The sequence below is a fragment of the Streptomyces sp. NPDC052036 genome (assembly GCF_040680495.1).
Classification (GTDB): Bacteria; Actinomycetota; Actinomycetes; order Streptomycetales; family Streptomycetaceae; genus Streptomyces.
This window is the reverse complement of sequence record NZ_JBFAWW010000014.1, coordinates 1-21,048: the sequence shown is the minus strand read 5'-3', so window position 1 is coordinate 21,048 and position 21,048 is coordinate 1. Positions and strand designations below refer to the sequence as shown.

Genomic DNA, 21,048 nt, shown 5'->3' with positions numbered 1-21,048 from the left:
CGGGTGCCGTAGACGGGCCGGGATCCGCCATGTGATCCCGGCCCGTCGCTGTTGCCTACGGCTCAGCCCAGGTTGAGGGCCTTGCGGAGGAAGTCCCGCTGGAGCAGCAGCAGGTTCTCCGCGACCGCTTCCTGCGGGGTCATATGGGTCACCCCGGACAGCGGCAGCACCTCATGGGGGCGGCCCGCGGCCAGCAGGGCGGAGGACAGCCGCAGTGAGTGGGCGACCACCACATTGTCGTCCGCCAGACCGTGGATGATCATCATCGGGCGGGCCGGGTCGGCGGCGTCCACCAGGCCCGCGTCGTCGATCAGGGAGTTGCGGCGGTAGACCTCGGGCTGCTCGCCCGGGTGTCCCAGATAGCGTTCCTGGTAGTGGGTGTCGTACAGCCGCAGATCGGTCACCGGGGCGCCGACCACCGCCGCGTGGAACACATCGGGGCGGCGCAGCACCGCGAGGGCCGCCAGATAGCCGCCGAAGGACCAGCCGCGGATCGCGACCCGGGACAGGTCGAGCGGGAAGTCGCCCGCCAGGGCGTGCAGCGCGTCGACCTGGTCCTGGAGCACGACGTCCGCGAGGTCGTCCTTGACCGCCTTCTCCCAGGCGGGGGAGCGGCCCGGGGTGCCCCGACCGTCCGCGACGATCACCGCGAAGCCCTGGTCGGCGAACCACTGCGAGGTCAGATGCGGGTTGTGTGCGGCCACCACCCGCTGCCCGTGCGGACCGCCGTAGGGGTCCAGGAGGACGGGCAGGGAGGTGTCACCGGAGTAGTCCCTAGGCATAAGCACGGCGCACGGGATCCGCCGTGCGCCCCCCTGGGTGAGCGTCACGCGCGGGGGCATACCGGGATGTTCGGCGTGAGAGGCCACGGTCGCGATGCGCTTGCCGTCCCGCAGCACCTGTACCTGGGCGCCCGGGTGCTCCGGAACCGAGGAGACGAGCACGGTCACGCCCCCGGCGCGTACCGCCGAGTGCACCCCGGGCTCTTGCGACACGCGCTCCACACCGAGTTCATTCACCCGGTACACATGAATCTCGCCGACCTCCGGATCGGCGGCGGCCTCGCCGGCCGAGGCCGACACGAGGACATCGTCGTCCGACACGTCCAGCACCGCCCGCAGCTGCAACTGGGCCCCGGTCAGCGGTCGTTCGCCCACCGCGAGCACCCGCGCGCCGCCCTCGTCGGCGACCCTCACCAGCTGGCCGGAGGGGCTCCAGCACGGCACCCCGCCGAAAAGTTCCAGCCAAAATGGATCTTCCTCGGCGTGCACCATCCGCGTCGCCCCGGTGTCCGGGTCGACGGCCAGGTACAACTGGCCGCGCTGGTCGCGGGACTGTACGAGAATCAGCGGAGCACCCGCCGCTGACCAGTGCACTCGCGCGAGATACGGGTAGTTCGCCCGGTCCCAGGAGACTTCGGTGCGCATTCCGTCGAGGCCGATGACGAACAGACGGACGTCCGCGTTGTCGGTACCCGCCGCCGGGTACGCCACCTGCTGCGGCACCCGCTCGGGGTGCGCCGGATCGGAGATCCACCAGCGGCGCACCGGCGTGTCGTCCACGCGCGCCACCAGCAGCCGGTCGGACTCCGGTGACCACCAGAAGCCCCGCGTACGGCTCATCTCCTCGGCCGCGATGAACTCGGCGAGCCCGTAGGACACCCCCTCCGACTCCGGCTCGGCGAGCGCCCGGTCGTGCTCGCCCTCGGCCCCGACGACGCGCAGGGCGCCCTGGGCGGCGTAGGCGATGTGCCGTCCGTCGGGGGCCGGGCGGGGGTCGATCACCGGCCCCGGTACGGGGAGTTCGCGTGCCGTGCCCGCCCGCAGCTCCGCCGCGAAAAGCCGCCCTGACAAGGCGAAAGACACCAGCTCCAGGGCCGAGTCGGTAGCGTAGCCGACGATGCCGGCGCCGCCCTCGCGACTGCGTTCGCGGCGGGCGCGCTCCTCGGGCGCCAACTGCTCGGCGGCGCCCCCGAGCAAGGCGCCCGGGTCGGCCGCCACGCGCTCGGTGCCGTCCGTCAGGTCGAGGACCCACAGCTGGTGGGCGCGGTCCGTGCCCGAGGCGGACCGCAGAAACGCGACACGGGAACCGTCGGGCGCGACGATGAAGGCGCGCGGCGCGCCGAGCGTGAACCGCTGGGTCCGCGCGTGCCGTCGGGGGAAGGAAGCAGGCTCGGTCGTCATGCCCCGACCATATTGGCCATGCGCCCCCTTGTGCGGCCGTGCGCCGACCGATGCGCACGTACGGATAGTTATGATCGTTAGCGCATAGTGGGTATGAACCCGCTGGCATCCATGTGGATTTATCTGCCCCTGATGGGTCCGCATGGATACATTGCCCCCATAGTCCGACCCACCCGCGTCCCTGTGGATCTTTGGAGGTGAACCGCCGTGGCACTCTCGATTTCGGCGGTGGTGCTGCTGGCGATCATCGTCGTCCTGCTGATCAGGAAGTCGGGTTTGAAGGCCGGGCACGCCATCGTGTGCATGCTTCTGGGGTTCTACCTCGCCTCGTCGACGGTCGCCCCGACGATCCACGATCTGACGACGAACATCGCTGGGATGATCGGGAGCATCAAGTTCTGACGCGCGGCTGACGGCGGGCTCGGGGATGTGTGGACCCCTGGGCCCGCCGTCGGCTGCGGGTTACGCGCCTGCGTACGGGACGAAGGCGGCCCAGGTGGCGGGGGAGAAGGTCAGGCTGGGGCGGGTGATGTCTTTGGAGTCGCGGACGTGCACCGTGTCGTGGCTGCCGGCGATCTCGACGCAGGAGTCGCCCTCGCTGCTGCTGCTGTAGCTGCTCTTGAACCAGGCCAGTTCGGCGGGGCCCCCGGCCGAGGTGTTGCGGATCATGATTCCCCCAGCAGTTGCTCGATGAAGGCCATTGACTCACGCGGAGTGAGAGCCTGAGCCCGGATGATGCCATACCGCAGTTCCAGGATACGGAGCTGCTTGGGCTCGGAGACCGGTCGGCCGTTGGCCAGCGCCGGCGAACGGCCTACCGCTGACCCATCGTCGAACTTCAGCACCTCGATCCCACCAGCCAGTCCGGCGTGTTCCTCCCGGTCCATCGGCATCACCTGAAGCTCGACGTTCCGGAACTGGGCTGCCTCCCTCAGATGGTCAAGCTGGCGGCGCAGCACCGCCTTCCCCCCGAGCGGGCGTCGCAGCGTCCACTCCTCCTGGATGAAGCTGATCTCAGGCGCCGGGTCTCGTTCGAAGACGGCCTTGCGGGCCACGCGCGCGGCGATGAACTGCTCCACCTCCGCCTCGGTGTATGCGGGGCGCCGCATCAGGAGCAGCGCGCGTGCGTACTCCGGCGTCTGCAACAGACCGTGGATGTTCAGCGGATCGTAGAGCTGAAGCTCAACCGCCTTGGCCTCCATCTGCGCCAGGTCCCGTACCTTTTTCGGGTACCGGACCCTCCTCACATCCTCCTTCATCGCGGCGAGTAACCCGCCCGCCCCCAGCACCTCGTCCGCCCTGTCCAAGTACTCGGGGCGGGGGATGCGCTTGCCGCTCTCGATCTTGTAGACCATGTCCTCGCCGTAGCCGACCGCCACCCCGAACTCGGCGGCCCGCATCCCCACCGCTTCCCGCCGCAGCTTCAGCTGGCGCCCCACGGTCGCGACGACCGCCACTCCCCAGTCGTCGTCCGGGTCCACCTCCCAACCCGGTTCGTCCGCCTCGCTCTTGAGCCGGACCGCTTCACCGTCCACGTGCATCGCCGCACCCCTCCGTCGGACCGTCGTACCTCCATGCCCTCAACGCGTACGACCGCTCCGGACCGGCTGGACACGCCCGGACAACGTCCGGACAGTCACCGTACGCATGGGCATCGTCACTGTTCACGGTAGGCGGACGTCGCCACGCTGAGTGACGTGAATCAAGGAACCGCCTCGCCGGAAGCCCAACTCGGCCCGTTCGTCCCGAACTTCGATGTCCGGCTGTCGCCGACCCCCCGCGGTGCCCGCCTCGCCCGGCTGCTCGCCACCGAACAGCTCCGGAGCTGGGGACTGCCCACGGACCGCGCGGAGCACGTCGTCGCCGAGCTGGCCGCCAACGCCGCGACGCACGGACGCGTCCCCGGGCGCGACTTCCGGCTCCTGCTCTACGTCGTCGGCGGCACACTCCGGATCGAGGTCGCCGACACGCGTGGTGACTGTCTTCCGAGCGCCCGGCAGCAGGCCGCCGACGCCGAGTCCGGCCGGGGTCTCGTTCTGGTCGAGGCGCTCGCCGACCGCTGGGGTGTGGCCCCCGGGCCGCGCCCCCGCAAGACGGTGTGGGCGGAACTCGACTTCGCACCGGAACCCGGCCGTGCAGGCTCCGGTGCCAGGGGCGCTCTCTCTCAAGGAACGGAGGGATGAAAGAACCCGGCCAAGCCCCACCCCTCCCGCCCGCGGGCCGCGATCACCCGCGTGGGTGAACATCGCCGACTCGGCTGGATTCGGGGGCCGTTGGCTGTCCTACGCTCAGCGCGACACCACCGCAGACATGCGACGGCCCTCGCCGGGACTGGCATCCCAATGCGAGGGCCTGACCACCGAGGAAGAAGGCCCTTCCCGATGGATACCCAGCACCCTAGCGCGCCCCCGCACACCCAGTCCCGGATTGCCGGCAACGGCCACCCGAACCGGGGCCCCCACTCCGGCGGACTCGTCCACGACAACACCCGCCACACCAGCCGCTTCACGGTGATCGGCAACCACCTCGCCCAGCACGCCCAGTTGTCGCTGCTCGCGATCGGACTGGGCGTCCACCTCCAGTCGCTGCCGAACGGCGCCCGCGTCGACATCAAGAGCCTCGCCGGGCGCTTCCCGGAGGGAGCGGCCCGGATCGCCGCCGCCCTGCGCGAACTGGAGGCCCACGGTTACCTCCGACGCGTCCGTGAACGCGCCCCCGGCGGCCGTATCGTCACCCGTACGATCTCCTGCAACCAGCCGTCGGCCGCCAGGCGTCACGCGGACGAGCCCGTCTGCGCCGCCCCGGCCCGACCGGCGGCGGCCCCGCAGAAGCGCGCGTCCCGCAAGCCGCTCCCCGCCGTGCCGGGCCCCGCCCACCCCGCACCCGCGCTGATCCAGGCCGCCACCGACCTCCTCGCGGACCTCCGCCGCCATGACCCCCGCCTGCTGCTGTCCGCGTGCGACACGGCCCATCTGGCCCCCGGTGTCGCGGCCTGGCTCGAGCGGGACACCGGCCCGGACGCCGTACGGCACGCACTGACCGACGACCTGCCTGGGGAAGGACTACGGCGCCCGGCCGCCCTCCTGGCCCACCGCCTCACCGCCCGGCTGCCACCCCTGCCCCCCTTCCAGCCGCCCGTACGGCATCCGCTCCAGACCTGCGACACCTGCGACCGCGCCTTCCGCGCGCCCGTACCCGGCCGCTGCCGCGACTGCCGATGCGATCCCCAGGGCACGGACGAGAAGCGAGCACCATGACCGTCGCACCCGATGACACGCGCCGGGGCGGCTCCCCCGTCTACCGGGCCATGCGGGAGGTTGTGCGGTCCCTGGACGACACGCCCCCGGCAAGTTCGAGATCACGAAGAGGGGGATCGTCCACGACTTGTCGGCGCCCGGGGGGCCACATGCGCTGACCACCCTGCGCCTGCGGAAGCGGCTTGAGAGGGTGATGCCGGAGGGCATCGTGGCCCACACCGGAAGGCCGGATGCCGAGGACGAACCCGAGGGCTGGCGCCGGGCCGCCGGGAGGTGCCGGGGCGGCGGGCCGGGGCTCTCGTAGGGTGGTGCCATGACGGATCTGCCGGACCGACGTCTGCTCCTGGTGCACGCGCACCCCGACGACGAGTCCATCAACAACGGCGCGACCATGGCCCGGTACGCGGCCGAGGGCGCCCGGGTGACGCTGGTGACCTGCACCCTCGGTGAGGAGGGCGAGGTCATCCCGCCCGAGCTGGCACACCTCGCGCCGGACCGCGACGACGCCCTCGGGCCGTACCGGGCCGGTGAACTGGCCGCCGCCATGAAGGAGCTGGGCGTCACCGACCACCGTTTCCTCGGCGGCCCGGGCCGCTACCGCGACTCCGGGATGATGGGCGCCTCGCAGAACCACCGCCCGGGCGCCTTCTGGTCCGCCGACCTCGACGAGGCGGCCGGCCATCTGGTGGCGGTCGTCCGGGAGGTCCGTCCCCAGGTCCTCGTCACCTACGACCCGAACGGCGGCTACGGCCACCCCGACCACATCCAGGCCCACCGTGTGGCCGTACGCGCCGCCGAACTGGCCGCCGACCCCGGCTTCCGGCCGGACCTCGGCGCGCCCTGGGACATCCCCAAGGTCTACTGGAACCGGACGCCGCGCTCGGTCGCCGAGTCCGCTTTCACCCGGCTCGGCGAGGCACTCGGCACCACGCCCTTCGCCCGGGCGGCGGTCCTCGACGACGTCCCCGGCGTGGTCGACGACGCCGTGGTCACCACGGAGATCGACGGCACCGACTTCGCTGCCGCGAAGGCCGCGGCGATGCGGGCGCACACCACTCAGATCGAGGTCGTGGAACCCTGGTTCGCCCTTTCCAACGCACTGGCACAGCCGCTGTTCACCACGGAGTACTACGAGTTGGCGCGCGGCGGGCGGGGCGGCGAGCGTGAGACCGATCTGTTCGAAGGAGTGACCCCATGACACCCACGGGCAAACAGCAGAGTGCGCTTGCACAGCCGCTCGTCCTGCCTTCCCCCAAGCGGGTCGCCGCCTACCTCGGCCTCCTCGTGCTCGGCGCGGCGACCGGAGTCGCGGGCGCGCTCGTCCAGGGCGGCCTGTTCCCCGGCGGACTGCTGCTCGCGCTCGCCGGCGCGGCCGGGCTGTACGTCGGAGGCGCGCTGGCCACAGGGACCAGGGCCGGGGCCATCGCGCCCGCCGTCGGCTGGATGATCGCTGTGGTCCTGCTCACCGCCAGCCGTCCGGAAGGTGACTTCGTCTTCGGGGCGGGCATCGGCTCGTATCTGTTCCTGATCGGCGGGATGGCCCTCACTGTGATCTGCGCCACTCTCGCTCCGGGGCGGCAAACAGGCGGCCCCGACGCCCGACTTGGCAAGTGACGTACCACTTCGCCCGCCCGGGTCATGGGATGTCCCCGGGAAAACGGGGCACGTCCGTAAGGGTCCCGTGCGGGTTTCCCTCAAGGGCGAGGTTTACGGGCCCCGAGCGGCCAGTATGGTGGTGCGCGCCGCCGAGCCTCCCGCGCGCTGTCGACTTCGTTCGAGCAGGGGGGCCCTCCTGTTGGGGTCGAAAACAGGCGGTGGAGCCAACCGGGAGAACCTGCCTTGAGTCGTGAAACTGACAGTTCGTCCGCCGGACCCAACGGACGCGGCGGATCCGCGTACCCGTCGGGGACGCCGCCATACGGGACCCCCATGGCTTCCTCGGACGGCATGGACGCGAGCCGCCCGGCCACGCAGCCGGAGGAACGCAAGACCGAGACCACGCTGACGACCCGTATCCGGATCAACATCCCTGGGTCGCGGCCCATTCCGCCGGTCGTCGTGCGCAAGCCCGTCGCGGGCGCCGAGAACGCCGACAGCGCGGCCGACGCGGGCGTGGACGCCGAGACCACGACCACCGTGCGTGCGCTCGGCACCCTTGACGCCTCGGCGGAGCCCTCCGCCCCGGCCGAGGAGAAGCCGGCGAGCGACTGGTTCGCGCCCCGCAAGGCCTCGGCGGGCCCGGGCCCGCAGGGCGGCGCCACCAATGGCGCGGGTCTGCCCGGGGTCTCCGGAATACAGGGCCCGCCCAGCGCGCCCGGCATCGGCGCGCAGGGCGTGAACGGCGCCTCGGGTGCGCCGACCGGCCCCGGCGCGGGCGGTGCACGCCCCGGTGCCCCCGGCACTCCCGGCGCGAACGGTGCGCGGCCGGGTGCTCCCGGCGCGAACGGCATCGGTGGTCCGCGCCCTGATGCTTCCGGTACGCCGAGCGCCCCCGGCGCACGGCCCGGAGCGGCCACGGGCGGCGCGGGCATGTTCGGTGCGCGCCCCGGTGCCACGAACGGCAAGGGGCTCCCGAGCGCCACCGGTGCGGGCCCCGTCGCGCCGGGACACGGCGGCGGCACCGGCTCCTTCGACGTGTCGGACGCGGTCGCGGCCAGCACGGCTTCGTTCCCGGTCATCGATCCCGACGCGGCCCGCGAACCCCGCCGTGACGACCTGCCGTACTTCACCGAGCCGGGCCGTTCCGGCCCCTCCGGACCCACCGGCGGCCCCGTCACGGGCGACGGACCGGTCATCCCTCCGGCCCCCTCCGGCCGGAACCCCGGCGGCCCTGGCGTTCCGGGCCTGCTGGCACCCGGCATGCCGGGCACGCCCGGCGGCGCACCCGGCGGACCGTTCGGCCCGGGTACGCCCGGCGGGCCGCTCGGTCCCGGGATCTCCGGCGGGCCGCTCGGTCCCGGCGCGCCCGGAGCCGCCGCGGGTCAGGGCCGTCCCGGCGGCGGCCTCAGCGACGACACCGCGATCCTCACCCCGCAGAAGCAGGTCCCGGAACCGGGCCTCTCGGGCTTCGGCGGCCCCGGCGACAACGTCTCCGGACACACCCTCACCAGCGGCATCCCGGTCATTCCGCCCGGCGGGGCCCAGATCGGTGCGTTCGACGACGGTGCCCCCTCCGACGGCTCGGTGTCGCACACGCCCCCGAAGCTTCCCGACCCGCCCAAGGCGCAGAACACCGCCGCGGCGAAGCCGGCCAAGAAGAAGGGCCGCAGCAAGCTGGTGCTGCTGGTCGGCGGCCTGGTCTTCATCGCCGGTGTCGCCTACGGCGCCGGGCTGTTGATGAACCACTCCGACGTGCCCAAGGGCACCACCGTGCTCGGCGTCGACATCGGCGGCGGCACCCGCGACGAGGCGACCCAGAAGCTGGACTCCGCGCTCGGCAGCCGTATGAACAAGCCGCTTCAGCTGTCGGTCGACGGCAAGACGGTCGCCCTGCGGCCCGACCAGGCGGGCCTTCAGCTCGACAGCAAGGCCACCGTCGCCGCCGCCGCGGGGAGCGACTACAACCCGGTGTCCGTGATCGGCTCCCTCTTCGGGCAGCAGCGCGTCATCGAACCCGTCATGCCCGTCGACGAGGAGAAGCTCCAGGCCGCGCTGGAGAACGCCGCGGGCGGCGCCGGCTCGATGACCGAGGGCACGATCAAGTTCGAGTCCGGCAAGGCCGTCGCCGTGTACGGCAAGGCGGGCAAGGGCATCGACGTCGCCGGTTCGACCCAGGCCGTCGTGCAGGCCTACCGCACCCAGGTGGAGACCGACACCAGCACGCCGGTGCGGGTGCCCACGACCACCCGGCAGCCCACGGTCCCCAACGCCGAGGTCGACCGCATGATGAAGGCGTTCGCCGAGCCGGCGATGTCCGCCAACGTGATGGTGCGCGCGGACGCCACGCACGGCGTCGCGTTCAGCCCGCAGAACTCGCTGTGGAAGTTCCTCGGGGTGAAGGCCGTCAACGGCAAGCTCGTCGAGTCCTACGACAAGGCGGCCCTGCAGAAGCTGTACGGCCACGCCTTCGACGGCGTCCTCATCGCCCGCGGCACCGGCAAGAAGACGCCGGTCACCGTGGAGGACGTGATCGGCACACTGCGGCCGGCGCTGCTCGGCAAGACCGCCGCGGCGCGCATCGCGACGCTCGACACGAACCCGAGCTAGTCGTAGCAGCCGTCGACGAGGGGGCGCCCGGTCCTGACCGGGCGCCCCCTCGTGTCATGCCGCCGGGCATGACATCTGTCATGCGGGACTGACGACACCCGGCACTGCCCGGGGCCACCCCCGCACCGCCACGATGAATGCATGACGACGACAGTGGCGGCCACCGAATCGGTGGTCGGGTTCGACCAGGTGACCAAGGCCTACGGGCAGGTCCGGGCCGTGGACGGGCTGACGCTCCGGCTGCACCCGGGGGAGACGGTGGCCCTCCTCGGGCCGAACGGCGCGGGCAAGTCCACCACCCTGGACCTGCTCCTCGGGCTCAAGCACCCGGACAGCGGCTCGGTGCAGGTGTTCGGGACCAGCCCCCGCGAGGCCATCGTGGCCGGGCGGGTGGGCGCCATGCTGCAGAGCGGCGGGCTGATGGACGAGGTCACGGTCGCCGAGCTGGTCAAGCTCGCCTGCGCGCTGCACCCGAAGCCGTACAAGGTCACCGACGTGCTCGCCCGCGCGGGCATCGACCAGATCGCCGACCGCAAGGTCAACAAGCTCTCCGGCGGCCAGGCCCAGCGCGTCCGCTTCGCCCTCGCCACCGCCGGGGCCAACGACCTGATCGTGCTCGACGAGCCCACCACCGGCATGGACGTCTCCGCCCGGCAGGCGTTCTGGGCCACCATGCGGGAGCAGGCCGACCAGGGCCGTGCGGTCCTGTTCGCCACGCACTACCTGGAAGAGGCCGACGCGATAGCGGACCGGGTGCTCGTGCTGCACCGCGGACGGCTGCTCGCCGACGGCACCGCCGCCGAGATCAAGGCGAAGGCCGGCGCCCGCCGGGTCTCCTTCGACCTCCAGAACCCGGTCGAGGAGGCAGCGCTGCGCGCGCTGCCGTTCCTGACCTCGCTCACGGTGTCCACGAACGGCTCCGGGCAGACCGTCCGGATCCAGTCCACCGACGCCGACGCCACCGTGCACGCCCTGTACGGCCTCGGAGTCTTCCCCCGCAACCTCGAAGTCGCCGGGCTCGGACTCGAGCAGGCGTTCGTCGCCATCACCGAGGCCGAGGAGGCCAAGCAGTCGTGAACTCCCTGATCAAGCTGGAACTGACCCGCGCGCTGCGCAACCGCAAGTTCCTCTTCTTCTCGGTGCTCTACCCCGCGGCCCTGTTCCTGCTCATCTCCAGCACCTCCGGGGGCTCCGACACCAAGGTCCCCGGCAGCGGACTGACCGTGCCGACGTACATGATGGTCTCCATGGCCTCCTTCGGCGCCCTGACCGCCGTGCTCATGGGCAACAGCGAGCGCATCGCCAAGGAGCGCGAGAACGGCTGGGTGCGGCAGCTGCGGCTGACCAGCCTGCCGGGACGCGGATACGTCCTGGCGAAGACCGCCAGCGCCGCCGTCGTCAGCCTGCCGTCCATCGTCGTCGTCTTCGGGGTCGCCGCCGCCCTGAAGCACGTCCGCCTCGACGCCTGGCAGTGGGTCGCCCTCACCGGCGCGATCTGGGCCGGCAGCCTGGTCTTCGCCGCGCTCGGCGTCGCCATCGGCTACCTCGCCAGCGGGGACGCGGTCCGCCCGATCACCATGATCACCTACTTCGGCCTGTCGATCCTGGGCGGCCTGTGGTGGCCGTCGGCGGTCTTCCCCACCTGGTTGCAGGACATCGCCAAGTGGCTGCCCACCCACGCGTACGCTGCTCTGGGGCAGGCCATCGAACAGAGTCACGCCCCGCACACCAAGGACATCGCCATCCTCGTCGCCTTCTTCCTCCTGTTCGCGGGCGGCGCGGCCTGGCTGTACCGGAAGGACACGCTGAAGGCGTGAGCACGATGACCGAGTGCCCGCAGACGGAGACCGTTCGTGCGGAGCGGACGATCCCCCTGGGACAGCCGCCCCGCACCGGGCGTGACCTGCTCCTGCGCAAGTTGCTGTGGATCGGCGTCTGGCTCGTCTTCCTCAGCGCGCCGGTCCACGACCTGGCCTCCGGGAGCCACGGCACCGCGGGCACCGTGGGCGGCTGGCTGGGCCTGGCTGTCTTCGTCGGGGCCTATCTGACACTGGTCTTCCGGAACATGGGCACACCGCTGCCCAGGCGGCTCGTGGTCGTTCTGGTCGTCTTCCTCGGTCTGCTCGCGACGCTGATGTGCCTCACGCTCGGCTGGCACTGGCTCGGCCTCTACTGCTACGTCTCCGTGGCCTGCGGGGCGACCCTCCCGCTGCGGGCGGCCTACTGGGCGATCCCGGGGACGGCCGGGCTGATGCTCCTGGTCGGACTGCGCGTCGGCGAGCAGGAGGCCCAGGACCTGGTGATCCTGGTGCTGCTCATCGGCTTCGCGATGACCGGCGTCGTCCAACTGGTCCGTACGACCATCGAGTTGCGCAAGGCCCGGGCCACCGTCGCCCAGCTCGCGGCCAACGAGGAGCGGCTGCGGCTGGCCCGCGATCTGCACGACCTGCTCGGCCACTCCCTCTCCCTGATCACCCTGAAGAGCGAGCTGGCCGGCCGTATGCTCCCCGACCATCCCGACAAGGCGGCCCAGCAGGTCGCCGACATCGAGCGGGTCAGCCGTCAGGCCCTCGTCGACGTGCGCGAGGCGGTCACCGGCTATCGCCGCCCGCGCCTGGCCGCCGAACTCGCCGGCGCGCAGGTCGCCCTCACGGCGGCCACGGTCGTCGCGGACGTCCCCGCGGGGGCCGACCTCACCGGCGTCCCCGAGGAGAGCGAGTCCGCCCTCGCCTGGGCGCTGCGCGAGGCGGTCACCAATGTCGTCCGGCACAGCGGCGCCTCGCGCTGCACGGTGGAGGTGCTCCGGCGGCAGACCCTGGACGGGCCGATGCTGGAACTGTCCGTCGAGGACGACGGCTCGGGCGGCTCCGGCAACGGCCCGGGCAACGGTCTGACGGGCCTGACCGAGCGTCTGGAGAAGGTCGGCGGCACCCTCCGGGCGGGCCGCGAGAAGCACGGGTTCCGGCTGGTCGCACGGGTCCCCGCCCCCGCCGTAGGATCCGGGCCATGAGCCGCACGATCAAGGTCCTGCTCGCCGAGGACCAGTCGATGGTCCGCGAGGCGCTGGCCGCCCTCCTCGGCCTGGAAGAGGACATGGAGGTCGTCGTCCAGGTCGCCCGCGGCGACGAGGTGGCCGCGGCGGCCCACGCCCACGAGGTGGACGTCGCGCTGCTGGACATCGAGATGCCCGGCGCCACCGGGATCGAGGCGGCGGCGGTCCTGCGGCGGGAGCTGCCGGACCTCAAGGTGGTCGTCCTCACCACCTTCGGGCGCCCCGGCTATCTGCGGTCCGCGATGGAGGCGGGCGCCGACGCCTTCCTGGTGAAGGACGCCCCCGCGGCCCAACTCGCCGAGGCGGTGCGCAAGGTGCTCGCCGGGGAGCGCGTCATCGACCCCACGCTGGCGGCGGCCGCCCTGGCCGACGGCGCCAACCCGCTGACCGACCGCGAGCGCGAGGTCCTGCGCGCGGCGGCGGACGGCTCGACCAACGCGGAACTCGCCGCGGCCCTGCATCTGTCCCAAGGCACGGTCCGCAACTACCTCTCCACGGCGATACAGAAACTGGCGGTCCGCAACAGGGCGGAGGCCGTCCGGATCGCCCGCGAGAAGGGCTGGCTCTAGTGCTCCTCTCCTGTCGGGGCATTGGTGAGCACTCAGCTCAGTTGAGCAGCGCCCGGGCCGCCCGCGCCTGCCCCCGTACCCGCTCGGCGGCCGTCTCGTCCACGCCCGCCACGACCTCGGCGTACGCCTCCAGCTCCGCGGCCCCCAGCAGAAAGTCCCCGCGCTGGACGAGCAGCTGAGCCCGCTCGTAGCGCAGCCGCGCCGGATGCGACGGCAGCAGCAGGGACAGCTCGACCGCCCACAGGGCGACATCGGTGCGCTCCGGCCGGGAGGCGGCCCAGGCGCGGACGTTGTTCAGCACCCGCAGCACGACGTCGAGCGGATCCGCGGGCGTCAGCATCGAGGGATCCAGCGACGCCCCGGTCGCGCCGGCCACCAGCAGTCCGGCGTCGGCCTCGCTCAGCAATCGGCCCCCGTCGAAGGGATCGGCCAGCACCTGCTGCTCCTGCGGCCCGAACCCCACGACGAAGTGCCCCGGCAGCGCGACCCCGTACACCGGCGCACCCGCCCTGCGGGCCACTTCCATCCACACCACCGACAGCAGGATGGGCAGCCCTCGCCGCCGTCGCAGCACCTCGTGCAGCAGCGAGGACTCCAGCCGCTCGTAGTCACCGGCCGAGCCGTGGAACCCGTAGCGCCCGCCGAGGAGGTCCGCCAGCGCCTGCGCCCAGGCCCGGGGCCCGCCCGGCGCGAACGGCAGCTGCCCGGCGAGCCCGTCCAGCTCCATCTGCGCCGCGTCGAGCCCGGCCTCGTCCAGGCCCCCGTCGGCGGCCGCGCCCACGAGCAGACACAGGGCCGCGAGATCGGGCCGCGCGGCGCGCGCCTCCTCGCCGAACCGCCGTCGTACCTCGGCGGCCCGCTCCGGGTCCGGGGGACAGGGACCTTGCATGGCAGCCTCGAAACCTCTCATGCCGCCGGACCGGTCCCGGTGCCCGACGGGCCGCCCGCGCCCGGACCACGGGAGCCCTCCGGCTCCCGGTAGTGGTGATACGCATGATGCGCCGCGAAGCCCAGACGTGCGTACAGCGCCCTCGCCTGCGCGTTGTCGGTCTCCACCTGGAGCCAGGCCGCCGAGGCGCCCTCGTCGAGGGCCTGCCGGGCCAGTGCGGTCATGATCGCCGTGGCCAGACCCCGGCGGCGCTGCTCCGGATCGACCTCCACCGCCGCGAAACCGGCCCAGCGACCGTCCACCACACACCGCCCGATGGCCGCCGGAGGAGCGCCCTTCGGGCCCGGCACCGTCGCGAACCACACCGAGGAGCCGCCGCCGAGCACCGTCAGCGCCACCTCGCTCATTCCCTTGCGCTGGTAGCGGGCGAGCCACGCCTCGTCGGCCGCCCGGGACAGCTGGACCCCGGACGTCTCACGGTCCGCGACCGGCGCCAGCGCGGCCGTCCACAGCTCGGCGGTCACCTCGCGTGACCAGCCGCGCGCCTCCAGCTCCGCGCACAGCAGTTCCTGGGCGTCCTCGGCCCCGGTCGCGAGCTGTGCGTAGGCAGGCAGTCCACGGGCCGCGTACCAGCGCCGTACGGCCGTCAGCGCCTCGTCCAGCGGCAGCCCGGGGTCGCCCAGCGGCAGCACCGAGTTGGCGCGGCGCGTGAACCCGGCCGCGGCGCGCAGCTCCCACTCCCCGAGCCGCTCCCGCTCCACCGGCTGCCAGGCCCGCGCGGAGATCCGCGCGAGCTCCTGCCAGGACGCGGCGGGACCCCGCCGACGGGCGGGCGCCGCGGGCGCCACCTTGCCCGCGACCAGCGAGGATTCCGCGATCCGGACCTGCTCGCCGTCACGGCGCATGATCTCTAGCACACCGTTGTCCCATGATGTGAGAACCCCGACCGTGTCGGTGAACCTCTCACCCTCGGCGGCATGTTCGCTCCACCGCCGTACTGAGACGCGTTTTCCCACGTCAGCAGCGGTGATTCGGATCTCCAGCCGGCCGCCCGCAGAGATTTCCACAGGTCAGTTCACCCCTCCTGTTCGGATCATGCCCAAGAACGGAGATACTAGGGGCGGGCATCGACGACGCCGCGCTCCCGCGCGCCAGGCGGCGGAGCCTGTGGAGGCCCGCCAGCGCCCTACCGAGGAGGAACGACAGCGTGACCTACGTCATCGCAGAGCCTTGTGTCGACGTCAAGGACAAGGCGTGCATCGAGGAGTGCCCGGTCGACTGCATCTACGAGGGCCAGCGGTCCTTGTACATCCACCCGGACGAATGCGTCGACTGCGGAGCCTGCGAGCCGGTCTGCCCGGTCGAGGCCATCTTCTACGAGGATGACACTCCCGAGGAGTGGAAGGACTACTACAAGGCGAACGTCGAGTTCTTCGACGAGCTCGGCTCGCCCGGTGGCGCCAGCAAGCTGGGGCTGATCGAGCGCGACCACCCCTTCATCGCGGCGCTGCCCCCGATGAACCAGTAAGCGACAGCACAACCGTGCCGTCTCGGTCCCGTACGGCGCTCACCGGCGCCGTACGGGACCGAGCCGTTTTGGCGGCCCTACCCTCGTAGAGGGCGCCCGTCGTCCCAGAAAGTGAGCCGATCCCGTTGTCCGCAGTCACCGACCGCCTTCCGACCTTCCCCTGGGACAAGCTCGAGCCGTACAAGAAGACGGCCGCCGCGCACCCGGGAGGGATCGTCGACCTGTCCGTCGGCACCCCCGTCGACCCGGTCCCCGAGCTGATCCAGAAGGCGCTCGTCGCGGCGGCGGACTCCCCGGGGTATCCGACCGTGTGGGGCACGCCCGAACTGCGCGACGCGATCACGGGCTGGGCGGAGCGCCGCCTCGGCGCCCGCGGGGTGACCCACCGGCACGTCCTGCCCATCGTCGGCTCCAAGGAACTGGTCGCCTGGCTCCCGACGCAGCTGGGCCTCGGCCCCGGCGACACGGTCGCCTACCCCCGCCTGGCCTACCCGACCTACGAGGTCGGCGCCCGTCTGGCCCGCGCGGAGCACGTGGTCTACGACGACCCGACCGAGCTGGACCCGGCGAACCTGAAGCTCCTGTGGCTCAATTCCCCCTCCAACCCCACGGGCAAGGTGCTGGGCAAGGAGGAGCTGACCCGGATCGTCGCCTGGGCGCGGGAACACGGCGTCCTGGTCTTCTCCGACGAGTGCTATCTGGAGCTGGGCTGGGAGGCCGACCCCGTCTCGGTGCTCCACCCGGATGTGTGCGGCGGCTCGTACGAGGGCATCGTCGCCGTCCACTCCCTGTCGAAGCGGTCGAACCTGGCGGGCTACCGGGCGGCCTTCCTCGCGGGCGACCCGGCGGTGCTCGGCCCGCTCCTGGAGATCCGCAAGCACGGCGGCATGATGACCTCCGCGCCGACGCAGGCGGCGGTGGTGGCGGCGCTGGGCGACGACACGCACGTCCGCGAGCAGCGCGAGCGCTACGCGGCCCGGCGCACGGCCCTGCGCGAGGCCCTTCTCGGACACGGGTTCCGGATCGAGCACAGCGAGGCGAGCCTGTATCTGTGGGCGACTCGGGACGAGTCCTGCTGGGAGACGGTCTCCCACCTGGCCGGTCTGGGCGTCCTGGTCGCACCGGGCGACTTCTACGGCCCGGCGGGCGAGAGGTTCGTACGGGTCGCCCTGACGGCGACCGACGAACGGATCGAGGCGGCGGTGCGGCGGCTGGCGTGAGCGTCACGGTTCCGTGATCACACGCGCGGAGGGGTCCAGGGAACAGCTCCCTGGACCCCTCCGGCGTACGAGGCCGAGGCTCAGCCGTGCAGCGGCAGCCCCTGCATCGGGAGCTGCTGCACCGGGAGCTGCTGCCCCGGCAGCCCGCTCCGGGCGGTCTCGCCGAGCAGTCCGCCGGCCTGACCGGCCGCGTCCCCGGCGACCTTCTGCGCGACCGGCGTGGCCTTCTTGCCGGCCGCCCCCACGGTTCCGGCCGCCGTCGGCACCGCCTGGCCGCCGGTCTTCACCACCTGGCCGCCGGCGTCACCCGCGAGCCCGGTGACCTTCTGGGCCGCACCGTCGACCTTCTGGGTCGCACCGTCGAGGGTGGGGCCGACCTGCGCGTGGTCCAGGGCGGTCAGCCCGCCGAGGTCGGGGGTGGCCGGCAGGCCGGCCGTCGCCGCGCTGGCGGAGCCGGCCGCACCGACCACGGGCGCCGCTCCCGCCGCGATGAGCAGCGCGGCACGGGCGATCCGGCGGGTCAGGGGGAGGGACATGATGCTCCTTAGACGGAAGAGAACGGTGAAGTGTCCGACCGCACCCGGAAGTTGATCGTTCCGCGCTCGGACGCAGTGACTACCGCTCGAAACCCCCGAAGGTTGCGGTGCGCAGGCGCAAAGAGTTGGTAATGTGTCGCATTATCGGGTGGGGAGGAAATCGGGCAAACGGCAACCGAGTTGACGGCCCGCCGAATCCTTACTTCCCTGTGTTCCCAAGGAGTTCGGCACCCTCGGCGGCGCCGGAGCGAAGAGCGGCGCGCCCCGTCGACGAGGCGCGCCGCGTATGACCCGGAGGAGTGAGGACTCGTACGGTCGGCCGGTCTACTCGCCGGTGACGATCCGGACTTGGCCGGCCGAGCCATGGGCGGCCGAGCCCCCGGTGGTCGTCCGCCACTCGTTCGCGAAGCCGCCGCGCGACCACTCCCGGCCCTCGAAGGAGACGCGCGCGATGTGCAGCGCCGACGAGTTGGCCACGGCCCAGTGCGCCAGTTCCCAGCCGCGCTGGCGGGCGGTGCCCGAGGCGGTGGACTTCCGGGGCACCGGGATCGTCAGCGCGTCGGACTCGGCGGCCGGCTTCGCCGTGGACGGGTCGGTGGGCGCGGCCGTGGACGTGGATGCGGCCGGGTCGGTGTCCGTGCGGGACGAGGACGAGGTCCCGGTGGCCACCTCCGCGCCGGCCGTCTGGAGCACATCGCGCCCGAAGTCCCGCACCAGCGCGGACCGTACCGCGTCGGCGCCGCCGGTGGTCGCCGGGGCCGGGCGCCCCTGGCAGGTCAGCGTGGCCGCCGACCGCCCGGTCAGCGCGGCGGCGAGCAGCGTGGCGTCCGGTTCGTGCTTCGCGTACGCCTCCGGATAGCCGCTGCGCTGCACGCGCTGCGCGGCCACGGTCAGCGGCAGGTGGGCGTAGTCCGGCACCTTGGCGAGGTGGTCGTAGAACACGGTCGCCGCGTACGTCGGGTCCATGATCTGCTTCTCGGTGCCCCAGCCCTGCGACGGGCGCTGCTGGAACAGACCGAGCGAATCCCGGTCGCCGTGCTCGATGTTGTGCAGACCGGACTCTTGGATCGAGGTCGCGAGCGCGATGGTCACCGCGCGCTCGGGCAGGCCACGCGTGGTGCCCACGGCGGAGATCGTCGCCGCGTTGACCGCCTGCTCGGGGGTGAACGAGTACGACGCCCCGTCGCCCTTGCCGGAGATCACCTTGCAGCTGGGTGCTGCCGGGCCCGTGAGGTACTGGACGGCGAGATAGCCCGCGACGGAGAACAGGACCACGAGGGCCGCCCCGAAACGGAGAAGGCGGCCACGGCGCTTGGGTTTGGGGGACGGCTCTGGCACGCGTACAAGGTACTGGAGGTGTTCCAGAGCCTTGCCCGGGGTTGTGGACAACCGGGGGTCCGGGTGCGCGCTATAGGGTCGGTTCCATGGCCGATACCCCGCTTGACCTCACGCTGGACGCCGCTCAGCTCACCGCGCGGCTCGTCGACTTCCCCTCCGTGAGCGGAACCGAGAAGCCCCTCGCGGACGCCATCGAGACGGCACTGCGCTCCCTGCCGCATCTGACGGTCGACCGGTACGGCAACAACGTGGTGGCCCGGACCCGGCTGGGACGCCCGGAGCGGGTCGTCCTGGCGGGCCACATCGACACGGTCCCCATCGCCGACAACGTGCCCTCCCGGCTGGACGAGAACGGTGTGCTGTGGGGCTGCGGCACCTGTGACATGAAGTCGGGCGTCGCGGTCCAGCTGCGCATCGCGGCGACCGTCCCCGAGCCGAACCGGGACCTCACGTTCGTCTTCTACGACAACGAAGAGGTCGAGGCACACCTCAACGGACTGAAGCATGTGTCCGAGGCCCATCCGGAGTGGCTGGAGGGCGACTTCGCGGTGCTGCTGGAACCCTCCGACGGCCAGGTCGAGGGCGGCTGCCAGGGCACGCTGCGGGTCCAGCTGAAGACGAAGGGTGAGCGCGCGCACTCGGCGCGCGGCTGGATGGGGTCCAACGCGATCCACTCGGCGGCCCCGATCCTGGCCCGGCTGGCCGCGTACGAGCCGCGCTACCCGGTGATCGACGGCCTGGAGTACCGCGAGGGCCTGAACGCGGTGGGGATCTCGGGCGGCGTGGCCGGGAACGTCATCCCGGACGAGTGCGTGGTCACGGTCAACTTCCGCTATGCGCCGGACCGCAGCGAGGAGGAGGCGATCGCGCATGTCCGCGAGGTGTTCGCGGACTGCGGGGTGGCCGAGTTCGTCGTGACCGACCACAGCGGCGGCGCGCTCCCCGGCCTCACGCACCCGGCCGCCGCGGCGTTCATCGAGGCGGTCGGCGGCACCCCCCAGCCCAAGTACGGCTGGACGGACGTCTCCCGTTTCAGCGCGCTCGGCGTCCCGGCGGTCAACTACGGCCCCGGCAACCCGCACCTGGCGCACAAGCGGGACGAACGCGTCGAGACCGCGAAGATCCTTGCCGGGGAGGAGCGGCTGCGGGCCTGGCTGACGTCCTGACCGACGGCGCCCGTGCGGCACCGCGGCCCACGGCGGACATGCACACGTCCCCCCTCCGTAACCTGCGTGGATCTACGCTGGGGTGGAACGACTTTCCCCGACCCGTCGGTCTCCCCCCGGCTCCGGCCCCGCCCGAGCCGGGGGGAGAGACCGGTGACGGGAAAGGCCCCGATGCGGAGGGAGCGCAGATGCCCACTGGCAACCCCGAGGGCAAGAAGGTGCCGCCGGACGAGCAGCGGCTCGGTCCCGTGCTGCGCAGGCGGGAGCAGGTCACGAAGAGCACCACGGACCAGCGGCTGCTGGACGCGGGCGGCCCTTCGGACTGGGTCCACACGGACCCGTGGCGTGTGCTGCGCATCCAGTCGGAGTTCATCGAAGGTTTCGGCACACTGGCCGAACTCCCTCCCGCCATCAGTGTGTTCGGCTCCGCGCGGACGCCGGTGGCCTCGCCGGAGTACGAGGCGGGCGTGCGGCTCGGACGCGGCCTGGTGGAGGCCGGCTGGGCGGTGATCACGGGCGGTGGCCCGGGCGCGATGGAGGCGGCGAACAAGGGCGCCTGCGAGGCGAAGGGGATCTCGGTCGGCCTCGGCATCGAGCTGCCCTTCGAGCAGGGGTTGAACCCGTACGTCGACATCGGCCTGAACTTCCGCTACTTCTTCGTCCGGAAGATGATGTTCGTGAAGTACGCGCAGGGCTTCGTGGTCCTGCCCGGCGGCCTCGGCACCCTGGACGAGTTCTTCGAGGCCCTCACCCTGGTCCAGACCCAGAAGGTGACCCGCTTCCCGATCGTCCTCTACGACACGTCGTACTGGGGCGGCCTGGTGGACTGGCTGAAGCACACCCTGATCGCCCAGGGCAAGGCCACCGAGAAGGACCTGCTGCTGTTCCATCTGACGGACGACGTGGAGGAGGCCGTCGCGCTGGTCTCCAAGGAGGCGGCCCGCTAGGGCGTGTTTCGAAAGTAGCGTCGTCCGCCCGAAGGGCGGGGCCCGCGGCGTCTGGTGCGGTGCATCGCAAGGCGGAGGGTCGTCCGCGTACTGGGCGTACGCGGACGGCCCCGACAACGCGGCGAGGTGCCGTGCCTGGGGGCACCTCCCAGCCGCC

General features: G+C 72.2%; 21 protein-coding genes and 1 pseudogene. 15 read left to right on the top strand and 7 right to left on the bottom strand.

Annotation, left to right across the window (positions count from 1 at the left end; translation table 11 throughout):
* Positions 1–62: 62 nt before the first annotated feature.
* Entirely contained in the window at positions 63–2,183 is a 2,121-nt protein-coding gene (locus AB0L95_RS20390) for a prolyl oligopeptidase family serine peptidase (RefSeq protein ID WP_365163183.1), read from the bottom strand.
* A gap of 207 nt (positions 2,184–2,390) precedes the next feature.
* Between AB0L95_RS20390 and AB0L95_RS20385 the strand changes: the two genes are divergently transcribed.
* Positions 2,391–2,585 (top strand): hypothetical protein, encoded by a 195-nt coding sequence (locus AB0L95_RS20385; protein WP_311693133.1) that lies wholly within the window; start codon positions 2,391–2,393, stop codon positions 2,583–2,585.
* 60 nt (positions 2,586–2,645) lie between these two features.
* Here the strand turns inward: AB0L95_RS20385 and AB0L95_RS20380 are convergent, their stop codons facing one another.
* Positions 2,646–2,852, bottom strand: coding sequence for a DUF397 domain-containing protein (locus tag AB0L95_RS20380; RefSeq protein ID WP_365163180.1), 207 nt, complete (start codon positions 2,850–2,852; stop codon positions 2,646–2,648).
* A complete protein-coding gene (locus tag AB0L95_RS20375; protein ID WP_365163178.1) occupies positions 2,849–3,724 on the bottom strand; it encodes a helix-turn-helix transcriptional regulator in 876 nt (291 codons plus the stop codon). The genes AB0L95_RS20380 and AB0L95_RS20375 overlap by 4 nt, the downstream gene beginning before the upstream one ends.
* A 156-nt stretch (positions 3,725–3,880) precedes the next feature.
* Here AB0L95_RS20375 and AB0L95_RS20370 point away from each other — a divergent pair, with 156 nt between their 5' ends.
* The 10 genes and pseudogenes from AB0L95_RS20370 (at position 3,881) to AB0L95_RS20325 (ending at position 13,267) form a co-directional block, all read left to right on the top strand.
* A complete protein-coding gene (locus AB0L95_RS20370) occupies positions 3,881–4,366 on the top strand; it encodes an ATP-binding protein (RefSeq protein ID WP_365163176.1) in 486 nt (161 codons plus the stop codon).
* Positions 4,367–4,564: 198 nt separating this feature from the next.
* Positions 4,565–5,440, top strand: a complete 876-nt coding sequence (locus tag AB0L95_RS20365; RefSeq protein ID WP_365163174.1) for a helix-turn-helix domain-containing protein — start codon at positions 4,565–4,567, stop codon at positions 5,438–5,440.
* A pseudogene (locus tag AB0L95_RS20360) lies at positions 5,437–5,693 on the top strand (Uma2 family endonuclease); the annotation flags it as partial. The gene AB0L95_RS20365 and the pseudogene AB0L95_RS20360, both read left to right, overlap by 4 nt.
* Before the next feature lie 60 nt (positions 5,694–5,753).
* A complete protein-coding gene (gene mshB, locus AB0L95_RS20355; RefSeq protein WP_365163171.1) occupies positions 5,754–6,638 on the top strand; it encodes an N-acetyl-1-D-myo-inositol-2-amino-2-deoxy-alpha-D-glucopyranoside deacetylase in 885 nt (294 codons plus the stop codon).
* The gene (locus tag AB0L95_RS20350; RefSeq protein ID WP_365163170.1) at positions 6,635–7,054 is read left to right on the top strand and encodes a DUF6113 family protein; all 420 of its coding nucleotides are present in this window, start codon (positions 6,635–6,637) and stop codon (positions 7,052–7,054) included. The genes mshB and AB0L95_RS20350 overlap by 4 nt, the downstream gene beginning before the upstream one ends.
* A gap of 225 nt (positions 7,055–7,279) precedes the next feature.
* On the top strand, positions 7,280–9,646 hold the full coding sequence (locus tag AB0L95_RS20345) for a hypothetical protein (RefSeq protein ID WP_365163168.1): 2,367 nt from the start codon (positions 7,280–7,282) through the stop codon (positions 9,644–9,646).
* Between the two features lie 141 nt (positions 9,647–9,787).
* Positions 9,788–10,723 (top strand): ABC transporter ATP-binding protein, encoded by a 936-nt coding sequence (locus AB0L95_RS20340; RefSeq protein ID WP_365163167.1) that lies wholly within the window; start codon positions 9,788–9,790, stop codon positions 10,721–10,723.
* Positions 10,720–11,463: an ABC transporter permease gene (locus tag AB0L95_RS20335; protein WP_365163165.1), complete on the top strand. Its 744-nt coding sequence runs from the start codon at positions 10,720–10,722 to the stop codon at positions 11,461–11,463. Before AB0L95_RS20340 ends, AB0L95_RS20335 begins: the two co-directional genes overlap by 4 nt.
* A gap of 5 nt (positions 11,464–11,468) precedes the next feature.
* Positions 11,469–12,656 (top strand): histidine kinase, encoded by a 1,188-nt coding sequence (locus AB0L95_RS20330; protein WP_365163445.1) that lies wholly within the window; start codon positions 11,469–11,471, stop codon positions 12,654–12,656.
* Entirely contained in the window at positions 12,653–13,267 is a 615-nt protein-coding gene (locus AB0L95_RS20325; protein WP_365163164.1) for a response regulator transcription factor, read from the top strand. Before AB0L95_RS20330 ends, AB0L95_RS20325 begins: the two co-directional genes overlap by 4 nt.
* A 37-nt stretch (positions 13,268–13,304) precedes the next feature.
* Here the strand turns inward: AB0L95_RS20325 and AB0L95_RS20320 are convergent, their stop codons facing one another.
* Both AB0L95_RS20320 and AB0L95_RS20315 read right to left on the bottom strand, forming a co-directional pair.
* Complete coding sequence (locus AB0L95_RS20320) at positions 13,305–14,156, bottom strand: transglutaminase-like domain-containing protein (protein WP_365163162.1); 852 nt, start codon at positions 14,154–14,156, stop codon at positions 13,305–13,307.
* Between the two features lie 17 nt (positions 14,157–14,173).
* Entirely contained in the window at positions 14,174–15,223 is a 1,050-nt protein-coding gene (locus tag AB0L95_RS20315) for a GNAT family N-acetyltransferase (RefSeq protein ID WP_365163160.1), read from the bottom strand.
* A 140-nt stretch (positions 15,224–15,363) separates the two neighbouring features.
* Between AB0L95_RS20315 and fdxA the strand changes: the two genes are divergently transcribed.
* Positions 15,364–15,684: a ferredoxin gene (gene fdxA / locus AB0L95_RS20310; protein ID WP_043443616.1), complete on the top strand. Its 321-nt coding sequence runs from the start codon at positions 15,364–15,366 to the stop codon at positions 15,682–15,684.
* 125 nt (positions 15,685–15,809) lie between these two features.
* Positions 15,810–16,904: a bifunctional succinyldiaminopimelate transaminase/glutamate-prephenate aminotransferase gene (locus AB0L95_RS20305; RefSeq protein ID WP_365163158.1), complete on the top strand. Its 1,095-nt coding sequence runs from the start codon at positions 15,810–15,812 to the stop codon at positions 16,902–16,904.
* Between the two features lie 80 nt (positions 16,905–16,984).
* On the opposite strand, the gene AB0L95_RS20300 is transcribed toward AB0L95_RS20305, so the two are convergent.
* Positions 16,985–17,440 carry an ATP-binding protein gene (locus AB0L95_RS20300; RefSeq protein ID WP_365163156.1) on the bottom strand — a complete coding sequence of 152 codons (456 nt, stop codon included), beginning with the start codon at positions 17,438–17,440 and terminating at the stop codon, positions 16,985–16,987.
* 324 nt (positions 17,441–17,764) lie between these two features.
* Entirely contained in the window at positions 17,765–18,778 is a 1,014-nt protein-coding gene (locus AB0L95_RS20295) for a heavy metal transporter (protein ID WP_365163154.1), read from the bottom strand.
* A gap of 86 nt (positions 18,779–18,864) precedes the next feature.
* Here AB0L95_RS20295 and dapE point away from each other — a divergent pair, with 86 nt between their 5' ends.
* Complete coding sequence (gene dapE, locus AB0L95_RS20290; RefSeq protein ID WP_365163151.1) at positions 18,865–19,944, top strand: succinyl-diaminopimelate desuccinylase; 1,080 nt, start codon at positions 18,865–18,867, stop codon at positions 19,942–19,944.
* 188 nt (positions 19,945–20,132) lie between these two features.
* Positions 20,133–20,891: a TIGR00730 family Rossman fold protein gene (locus tag AB0L95_RS20285; protein WP_365163149.1), complete on the top strand. Its 759-nt coding sequence runs from the start codon at positions 20,133–20,135 to the stop codon at positions 20,889–20,891.
* Positions 20,892–21,048 lie beyond the last annotated feature (157 nt).